General features: G+C 50.7%; 9 protein-coding genes. All 9 read left to right on the plus strand.

What is annotated here, in order from left to right; all coding sequences use genetic code 11:
• Positions 1-325, plus strand: a 325-nt coding sequence (locus J4G02_17460; GenBank protein ID MCE2396326.1) for a hypothetical protein, incomplete at its 5' end; no start/stop codon positions are given.
• Complete coding sequence (locus J4G02_17465) at positions 322-789, plus strand: hypothetical protein (GenBank protein MCE2396327.1); 468 nt, start codon at positions 322-324, stop codon at positions 787-789. The genes J4G02_17460 and J4G02_17465, both read left to right, overlap by 4 nt.
• A gap of 22 nt (positions 790-811) precedes the next feature.
• Positions 812-1,993 carry a bifunctional phosphopantothenoylcysteine decarboxylase/phosphopantothenate--cysteine ligase CoaBC gene (coaBC, locus tag J4G02_17470; GenBank protein ID MCE2396328.1) on the plus strand — a complete coding sequence of 394 codons (1,182 nt, stop codon included), beginning with the start codon at positions 812-814 and terminating at the stop codon, positions 1,991-1,993.
• 427 nt (positions 1,994-2,420) lie between these two features.
• Positions 2,421-3,278: a LamG domain-containing protein gene (locus J4G02_17475; GenBank protein ID MCE2396329.1), complete on the plus strand. Its 858-nt coding sequence runs from the start codon at positions 2,421-2,423 to the stop codon at positions 3,276-3,278.
• A 262-nt stretch (positions 3,279-3,540) separates the two neighbouring features.
• Positions 3,541-4,404 (plus strand): LamG domain-containing protein, encoded by an 864-nt coding sequence (locus J4G02_17480; protein MCE2396330.1) that lies wholly within the window; start codon positions 3,541-3,543, stop codon positions 4,402-4,404.
• A 53-nt stretch (positions 4,405-4,457) separates the two neighbouring features.
• Complete coding sequence (locus J4G02_17485; GenBank protein ID MCE2396331.1) at positions 4,458-5,312, plus strand: LamG domain-containing protein; 855 nt, start codon at positions 4,458-4,460, stop codon at positions 5,310-5,312.
• A gap of 107 nt (positions 5,313-5,419) precedes the next feature.
• Positions 5,420-6,301: a sugar phosphate isomerase/epimerase gene (locus J4G02_17490; GenBank protein MCE2396332.1), complete on the plus strand. Its 882-nt coding sequence runs from the start codon at positions 5,420-5,422 to the stop codon at positions 6,299-6,301.
• Between the two features lie 68 nt (positions 6,302-6,369).
• Positions 6,370-7,236: a 16S rRNA (adenine(1518)-N(6)/adenine(1519)-N(6))-dimethyltransferase RsmA gene (rsmA, locus tag J4G02_17495; GenBank protein MCE2396333.1), complete on the plus strand. Its 867-nt coding sequence runs from the start codon at positions 6,370-6,372 to the stop codon at positions 7,234-7,236.
• A gap of 126 nt (positions 7,237-7,362) precedes the next feature.
• Complete coding sequence (locus tag J4G02_17500) at positions 7,363-9,003, plus strand: N-acetylmuramoyl-L-alanine amidase (GenBank protein ID MCE2396334.1); 1,641 nt, start codon at positions 7,363-7,365, stop codon at positions 9,001-9,003.
• The last annotated feature ends 445 nt before the right edge of the window (positions 9,004-9,448 follow it).

A 9,448-nucleotide genomic window follows, 5' to 3' on the forward strand; every position in this document is an offset into this window, starting at 1 on the left:
AGCGACCATCGCTCGCTTAGTCCGTGCTGGCGTTCGAGTGCTTGTAACCACCCATAGCGACTTCATGCTCCAAGAGATTGGAAACCTGATGCGGGAAGGTGAACTGGGGGTGAAGACCGGTGAACCAGCAAGCTGGCTCGAACAAGAAGAAGTCGGGGCTTGGTTGTTCCAAAAGAACGGGAAAGTAAAGGAAATCGAGTTTGACCGCATCAAAGGCATAGAGCCAATGGAGTACGAAGACGTTGCCGAGGCACTCTACAACCGGTGGGCAGATCTTCAATACCAACTCGATAAGAAAACAGGAGATAAGGAAGATAAAGTATGAGTGAGGTGCTCAACGGAATCCGGACACGAGTGGGCGAAGAAAACCTGAGCACCTTACGGAGTAGAAGCAGTTGTGGCGTGAACATGACTGAGGCACCTTCTCCTCGAGTTGTGATAGACGCAGACCGTGCATTCCCAGCACACGGAATGATGGGGAAACGATGCGACTATATTATTTTCTTCTGCGACACCGCTCAAAACTGTCTCGTTGCGGTTTTGATTGAACTCAAGGGCGGCGATGTCAAAGCATCAGAGGTTTCTGAGCAGTTGCAAGCAGGTGCGAACTTTGCCGAGCGTTTCACACCGGGGGCGCCTGAAGCTGTATGCCTCCCATGCTTGTTTCACAAAGGAATTCACAAGAGAGAATTTCAGCAGCTTCAAAGAGCTAGTGTGCGTTTTCGGGGAGAAGACACACCCATTAAGACAGCGCGCTGCGATAGTCCTTTGATTCGGGCACTATCCTAGAGAAATAAAACAGGAGCCTTTCGTGGAAGCATCAGAAAATAAAACCATCATCCTCGGCGTTACCGGCGGAATCGCCATCCATAAATCCATCGACCTAGCGAGCCAACTGGTCGTCATGACAGAAAACGCCACACGCTTGGTGCAGCCGATCCAATTCCAAGTCATCTCCCGAAACCCTGTCCTGCTCGACCTTTTCGATATCGGCTCCGATTGGAAACCGGTGCACATCGATCTCGCTGACAAAGCGCACCTGCTAGCAATCGTTCCCGCCACCGCAAACATCATCGGGAAAATGGCGAACGGCATCGCCGACAACGCGCTCTCCACGGTCGCAATCTCCGTCCACTGCCCAATCCTAATTGCACCCGCGATGGAACAACATATGTATGAAAACCCATTTGTGGCGGCGAACATCCAAAGTTTGAAGGAACACGGCGTCCAATTTGTCGAACCTGTCAGCGGCGATCTCGCCTCCGGAAAACAGGGGATGGGACGCTTGAACACAGTCGAAGTCATCTTGGAACGCATCACCCAAATGTTGCAAACACCCAAAGACCTAGACGGCAAGCGGGTAATTGTCACAGCAGGACCCACGCGGGAATACCTCGATCCAGTCCGCTTTATCAGCAACCGATCCAGCGGAAAGATGGGATATGCGGTCGCCGAAGCCGCACGAGATCGCGGTGCAGAGGTTCTCCTCATCAGCGGACCAGCAACAGCAGCACCACCCACAGGCGTCGAAACCTGCTACATAGAAACCACACTGGAGCTACAAGACACACTCCTCGAACGCTTCGATCAGACCGATATCGTGGTGATGGCAGCAGCCGTCGCCGACTATCGCCCACAAGCGTTCTCCCCGAACAAAATCAAGAAAACCACCGATCAACTGACCATCCCACTCGAACAAAACCCGGACATCGCACAAGTCCTAGGCAAACGCAAAAAGAAAGGACAGATCACGGTCGGTTTCGCCGCCGAAACGAATGACCTCTTGGAGAACGCCCAAAAGAAATTGGTCAAGAAGAACTGTGACCTCATCGTAGCAAACGACGTATTGGCGGAAGGCGCGGGGTTTGAAGGCGATACCAACATCGTAACCCTGTTGGACCAACGTGGAAACTGCGAACAACTCCCCCTGCTCTCCAAACGCGAAGTTGCAGATCGTATCCTAGACCGCGTGGTTGAACTGGCTCAGAGCTAGGTACCGTTGGTAATCCCTCCTATCCTCCCCAACCCACATACTAAGAAATTAGGACTCAATTACAAATTCCCCACACAAAAACTGGGATCTTGAAAAAACAAAGGGAGGGATGCTCTCAAAAAAATCCTTTAGGGCTAAAACCCCAAGATTCATCTTGCGAATATGAACCTGCTTTAGTTTTGTACCCATTCGGATTTTGTGATATACTAGATAGTGGGACTCGCAAGATTTCCAATCCCCAACCACAGGTATCAAAACCTGACATGATAGGGAGGTGTTCAAAACCGGTTGTACAATCAATCCTAATGCGTTGGCAGCGCCTGCTGCCGGCTAGTTCATAGGCGACTTGCCCCAAAAGAATGAACGGGCGAGCAGCACATTTTACCTTAACCGTATCTACAGAGCAATAGCAAAGGAGAAAGGAACAATGAAAGCAACCATTTCTGTTCTGTTTATAGCAGCTGTCCTTTTAATCCTTATCCCGTTGGGCGACGGGAAACAGCGCCCTGGTTTGGAATTAATGCTCTATTATCCCCTTGACGAAGGCGGCGGCAGAACCGTGGAGGACAAGTCCGAAAGCGAAGCCGACGGCAAATTATCGGCGGGAGAATGGGTTGATGGCAAATATGGGAAAGCTGTACGGTTTAACATGAAGGATGGAGACGGCGATCCCGAAGGTACTAGTAATATCCGAACTCGAGAAAATGATGCCTTTGCCTTTAAGGGGCATGCGGAAATCACGCTGATGGCATGGATCAAAAATGAGACTGACCATTGGGCTTGGGCTGGGATTAATCAGTTTGTAGTTATCTATAACCGTCCTGAAGGAAATTTCACAAACTACGGTTTTCGGATAGAAGACCCGGGGCACCCCGCTCTATTTTATCGCGATGCAGCGGACGCAGATTGGCATCGTAAGACCTCAAGAGGTGACCCTTTGCCAACGAAGCAGTGGGTACATGTCGCGTGTACCGCTATTCTGGGCAAGGGAGACACCATGAAGTTCTATGTAGATGGGGAAGAACGTCCCAGTGGATGGAGTCATGGCAACGGAAATTTTAAGGCGATTGCGGTACCAGGTCCGATCGATATCGGCTCCCGTTGGGGAGGTGGAGGCAAACATCTCTTCCACGGCTCCATTGATGAGGTCATGATCTGGAGGGGCGTCTTTGAAGCCGATGAAATCAAAGAGATTATGTCGGCACCCGCCGACGAATTCCTCGCTGTTCAACCCCGCGGAAAGCTCGCGACAACGTGGGCAACACTAAAACGAAGTTCTAACTAATAGACTTAAACCCGCAATGACAATATTGCCCCCTGATGTTTATATCAAATAGATACACTCTCCTATCAGCATCAGGGGGCTTTTTTAATTAAGGCTCAGTCATAAATGCAGAAAGTCAGGGATGTAATCGAATTTATGAGTCGCCTTCCTATGCTCAATCCTTTGATAGATGGGGCTAGGCTTCGGCAATGCAGAATACTACGCACTACGGTAGGGAAGCACTCAAAATTTGTGATTGGTTACCGAAAAGGAGGTACAAAACATGAAAGCATTGGCGCTTATAGCGGGCTTCCTTTTGTTCCTGATGCCATCCCTAGTCAGCGGGAAACAGCGTCGTGGATTGGATCTAATCCTCTATCTGCCCTTCGACGGAGCCCAAGGAAAGACGGCTAAAGACCTATCTCGATTTAGAAATCACGCGAAGTTGGAAGGCAAAGTAGACTGGCGCGAAGGAAAATTTGGAAAAGCTCTCTATTTTTGTAGAGAATTGGTTTGCGGTCGCGAACCCGGGCTTGTCCGAACCCCACAGCACGAAAGATTTGCCTTTGAGAAGGGAGAGGAGATCACACTCATGGCGTGGATTTATGTCGATCCCGCGAATGTCGGAGGCAAACTCGTCGGGGCACGCGCGATTATCTACAACCGCCCTCGAGACACGCAAGCGAATTACGGACTTCGGATGGATCGTGTGGATCCATCTTTTTTTTATCGAGACAATGAAGATGTGGACTTTCATCGTGTTACAGGGATATGGGATGCAATACCGCTAGATAAATGGGTGCATATCGCTGCGACCAGTACTTTTGGGAATCCTGATGCGATGAAAATCTACCTCGATGGGAAACCACAACGTACCAACATGAAGGGAGGCACCAAACCTGATGATTGGTCCCTAGGCGACGGGACGAAACCGCCCATGGTAACCGAAGGTCCCGTGACGATTGGCGGCTATGGAAAATTTCTCGACCCATTCCAAGGTCTCATTGATGAGGTGATGATCTGGAAGGGAACCTTCACCGAGGAAGAAATCCAAGAAATTATGCTGGCACCGGGATCAGAGTTTCTCGGTGTCGAACCCCGTGACAGGCTAGCAACGACATGGGCAACGTTAAAACAAAGCCCCTGAAACGAGTCTTTTAAGAATCCATCGAACCTTTGGCATGGTTAAGGAGGTTGCCGATGAAAGCGAAGATTTCTTTTCTGTTTATAGCAGGTGTCCTTTTACTCCTGACTCCGCCCTCCTTGGTCCACGGGAAACGGGATCCGAAGGACTTAGTTCTGTACATCCCTTTCGACGAAGGAAGAGGAAAAACGGCGGCGGACATATCTAAATTTGAAAATCACGGCAAGTTGGAAGGAAACTGGAAGTGGGACGATGGGAAATTTGGAAAAGCCTTACGTTTTGCCATCAATGACCCCGGTATCGTCCGCACCGCAACAGATGACGTATTCGCCTTTGAAGGCGGAGACGAAATCACGATTATGGCTTGGGTTAGTATGGATGTCGCAAGACCTGGGGCTCGCGGAATTCTCTATAATAGCCCTAACGGAATCAAAGCGAATTATGCAATTCGCTTGGAGACTGTGGATCCATCTTTCTTTTATCGAGATAAAGGGGATCTGGACTTTCATCGTGTCACAGGGATATGGGACTCTGTACCGATAGATACATGGACCCATATCGCTGCCACCAATACTTTTGGGAATCCCGATGCGATGAAAATCTATCTGAATGGAAAAGATCAGAAATCGAGCCGAGATGGCGGTGTTAATAAGGGCCATGAAGCGAAGGACTGGTCTAAAGGCGACGGTTCCAAACCACCCCTACCCGCCAATGGTCCTATCACGATTGGCGGCTACGGGGCGTTTGGTGAACCGTTCCAAGGTGCTATCGATGAGGTGATGATTTGGAAGGTCGCTTTCACGGAGGAAGACATCCAAGAAATTATGCTCGCACCGGGAACAGATTTTCTCGGCGTAGAACCGCATCGAAAGCTCACGACAAAATGGGGCGCCATAAAACAGAATCCGTGAGGCGGATTGTTAGAACTATCTTAGTTGCCTCTTGATGCTCACGATCAAACAGTCACACGTTTCTATTAGCATCAAGAGGCTTTTCTTTTATTGACGAGGAGGGTCAGATGATTTTAATGAGTCCAAATATACATCCGGGAAAAACCGCAGAAGAGCGGGACGAGTTTCTCCGCAAAGTCAGCATCATGGAGGTAAAAACGGTCTCCATGAGCACCCCGGCTGATTGGAGCGATGCCGATGTCGAGGAGGCAAGGAAATTCCTCGAAGATCACGGCATACGTCCGGGTGAGTTTAGCGCATTCCACAGCGGCTTCGGCGCAGCAGATGAAGATGAATACCAGTCAGCCATCGAACACTATCGTCGCCAACTGCGCCACGCGCGGATCTTAGGTGCGCACTGCGTCGGGTTCAATGTCGGATTGACCTACAGATGCACACCCCAAATGTGGACTGAAGAGGCATGGAAGCGATGCCTTGACGCTGCGGTGGATTTGGCAAGGGAGGCAGAAGCAGCGGAGATAGACGTTGCCGCACACCCCCATATCATGAGCCCGCTCTGCTCTGTGGAACGGTACAAAGAGATGTTTGACGCAGCCGCCTCATCCCGAATGAAGGCACTGATGGATTGCGTGAACCTGACCTGGCCCCATCTGTTCTACAGAACAACAGAATTGGTAAATCAGATTTTCGATGAGATGGGCGATAAAATCACCGCACTCCATGCGAAAGACTTGTCGATATCGGCGGTGCGCCAGAACGAGAGCGGACGCTTATCAGTCGTGCACATAGACGAAGCGGTTCCGGGGGCAAAAGAAGCGGAGCACCGTTATGAATCCGGCGTTATGGACTATGCGACCATCCTACGACGATTGGATGAGCTAAACCACGATGTCACACTCTATGTGGAGCACTTCCCATACGAAGACACCATCACAGGTCAGCAATATATCCGCCACGTCGCACGAGAAGTCGGCGTAACGATCCACTAATTTGACACGGTTTTCGTAGGGAACGCAGATCTGCGTTCCCTCATCCGCCAACACCAACATCGATCGAAATGACACTCTACCAACAAACCCGTGAATTCCTCAAACGCACCGGCAGAAACCCCAACCAGAAACTCGGTCAACATTTCCTGACTGACCCACACACCTTGCAGGAGATAACTTGGGCAGCAAAGCTGACCGATGCCGATTTCGTCTTGGAGATCGGCGCAGGACTCGGATTTCTCACATCCGTGCTAGCAGCCACCGCTAAAAGTGTCGCAGCGATTGAAATCGATGATTTTCTATATGCCGAACTACAGCTCAAATTCTCGAGGACACCCCACATCTCCCTGATCCAAGGCGATATCCTCAAACAAGACCTCCCTACCCTGCTAAATGACTTCCCACCCCAAAACACCAAAATTGTCGCCAACTTACCCTACTACATCACCACACCGATTCTATGGGAGTTATTGAAGCATCGCCAGAAAATCGGCGCCTGCGTCCTAACGATGCAGACAGAAGTCGCCGAACGCATCATCTCTCCACCGGGAAACAAACGCTATGGCGCGCTCTCCATCGGTGTCTCCTACTACGCCGAGGCTGAAATTGTGCACACAATCCCACCAAATCAATTTTTTCCTTCACCGCAGGTCGATTCCTCCGTCCTCCGCCTGCAGATGCGTGATACCCCTCAAATCGCTGCTGAAAATGAAGCACTATTCTTTCGGATTGTCCGCGCTGCGTTCCAATCTCGGCGCAAAATGTTACGAAACGCACTCCTGAAAAACGGCGTTTCTATCTCTGCTGAGGTGTTCAACACCATCTGTGATCAGGTTGGCATTGATCCACGGCGACGTGGAGAAACGCTTGACATCGCCGAGTTTGCCGCGCTTGCGAACAGTTTACATCGACACATGATTGAATCAGCACCGTAGGTTGGGTTGAACGTTTGAAAGCATCCCGTTATCAAGAACAATAGAGTTTTACCGCTCAACACCATATTCTTACAGATAGCGAGAGCCAAACCCAACACTCACAACCAGTGCATCTTAGGGAAAGCCATGAAAACAGATACATACGCACTTATCTTGCTCGGATCCCTGCTGCTTGCTTGCTCACCCGCAATGCCGCCTGCACCGGCACCGCCCGATACATCAGCGCTTTATCGTGCAGCTGCAGCCAAGCATTACCAACTAGCACAAGGAGAAATCCCATCTACCGAAGCGGGATGGGACTCTTTGATTGAAGAATTTCAGGGCGTCATCGACGAAGATGTGGAAGGGGAGTGGGCGGACGATTCCCAATACGCAATCGCTTCTTGCTGGTTCTGGTTAGGACAAGGGAACGAACAGCCAGCACTCGACAACGCAATCGCCGCACTCAAGAAACTGGGCCAAGATTACCCCAATTCACCACACGCAGCAGAGGCGTACTACTGGCTAGGAGATTCCTATGATCGGCTTGGAACCTATAACAAGGCAGTGCCACACTATCAAACGGTCATCAGTCGTTATCCCAACCACGCAGTCGCTGATAAAGCACAACTGCGGCTCGGCAGAGCTTACGAAGCACAAGGTTATTCCACATTGGCACGTATTACCTATGAGGCACTCTCTCAACGAAGCCAAGATCCCCAAATTGTCGCCCAAGCCGAGAAACGAGCTTCACGCCTCGATACCGAGCATACGGAGAAGGAAGCCCCCGTCGATTCTACACCTGAAACCGCACCTCCAGCATCGCCTGAAGTTGCTCAGCCCAATATACCCAAAACACCGCCAGAAGTGACCAAGCCTCCGCCTCCTGAACCACCAAAAGCACCTCAACCTGTCCCTGCTGCACCGCCTGCGAAGAAAACTGATGTTATTGAGTCCAAAACGGTGACGCTGCCGAGCAAGCCAAAGCCTCCATCACAGAAACCACCTGCTGAGAACAAAGAGGTAACGCCGCCAAGCAAGGCTAAACCCGCACCCGCGCCACCGAAAGCGCCAAAACCTGTTTCCGATCCGTCGCTCGCACAGCAACTGGGATTGAGCGTCAAGACCATCGTTATCGATCCGGGACACGGCGGCAAAGATCCCGGTGCCGTGAGTCAAGCGAGGCAAGAAAAACAGATTGTGCTCAGCCTATCAAAAACACTACGCGACATCCTCGTTAAGAAAGGGTATAACGTCCAGCTGACGCGTGAGACCGATGTCTTTCTCCCGCTCAGAAAACGGACACAGTTTGCGACAAGCCAGAAAGCCGATCTATTCATCAGCATCCACACCAACGCCAGCACCGCCCGTTCGGCTGCCGGCATAGAAACCTACTACCTCGCCCTCGCCTCCGACGAATCCGCCCGAATCACTGCCATGCGCGAAAACATCGGAGCAGAGTACGACATGAAGGAGCTCGATGCACTTGTGGGAAGAATCCTCAAGGAAAGCAAGAGTACGGAGAGCCGCCGGCTGGCAGAGCTAATCCAGGCGCAGCTGACATCCGGGAAACAGGTGAAGAACCGGGGGGTAAAACACGCGCCTTTCGTGGTCCTCATCGGCACCAAAGTGCCCGCAGTGCTTGTTGAGGTCGGTTTCATCTCAAATCCAGCGGAAGGGAAGAAACTCACGACAAAGGCATATCAACGCCAGCTTGCAACAGCGATCGCCAAAGGGATAGAACAATACATCAGAAACCTCCCGCCGGCAGCTGCAAACCAATCCTGAAGGCAGCAATCCGTGGCGTAGATTGCCTGATCTGCGATCCTCTGATTTGTGGGGCAGCACCTCGACGCATCGGGGTTGCCTAATCTACGCACATCGAAATCACAAACCTACTCCACGATGGCCGCACCTCAATATCTATATTTATTATAGTAGATGTCAGAATTAATTAGACACTCCCAAGACACAACAGCCAACCCCCTAAATCCCCCTTATCAGGGGGACTTTGGAAATTTTCCGCAGGTTGGAGTTATTGGTAAATGTCTACTTATTTTTAGCATTCACTAAACAAGAAAATGTCAATTCGATTCCATAAGATACTTCCGAAACCAGCGTAACATTCGTTCGAGGCGGTCTTTGTTCGCAGTTATTGGGATGTGCCCTTCGCCTCTGTACATAACATACTCAACCTCCGTGCCAGTGCCTGAAAGGTACTGTGCATACATTT

This window comes from Candidatus Poribacteria bacterium (assembly GCA_021295755.1).
GTDB lineage: Bacteria > Poribacteria > WGA-4E > WGA-4E > PCPOR2b > PCPOR2b.

Coding starts and splice junctions, on each gene's coding strand:
- J4G02_17475 (MCE2396329.1), top strand. CDS start 2,421: ATGAAAGCAACCATTTCTGTTCTGTTTATAGCAGCTGTCCTTTTAATC.
- J4G02_17480 (MCE2396330.1), top strand. CDS start 3,541: ATGAAAGCATTGGCGCTTATAGCGGGCTTCCTTTTGTTCCTGATGCCA.
- J4G02_17490 (MCE2396332.1), top strand. CDS start 5,420: ATGATTTTAATGAGTCCAAATATACATCCGGGAAAAACCGCAGAAGAG.
- rsmA (MCE2396333.1), top strand. CDS start 6,370: ATGACACTCTACCAACAAACCCGTGAATTCCTCAAACGCACCGGCAGA.
- J4G02_17465 (MCE2396327.1), top strand. CDS start 322: ATGAGTGAGGTGCTCAACGGAATCCGGACACGAGTGGGCGAAGAAAAC.
- J4G02_17485 (MCE2396331.1), top strand. CDS start 4,458: ATGAAAGCGAAGATTTCTTTTCTGTTTATAGCAGGTGTCCTTTTACTC.
- J4G02_17500 (MCE2396334.1), top strand. CDS start 7,363: ATGAAAACAGATACATACGCACTTATCTTGCTCGGATCCCTGCTGCTT.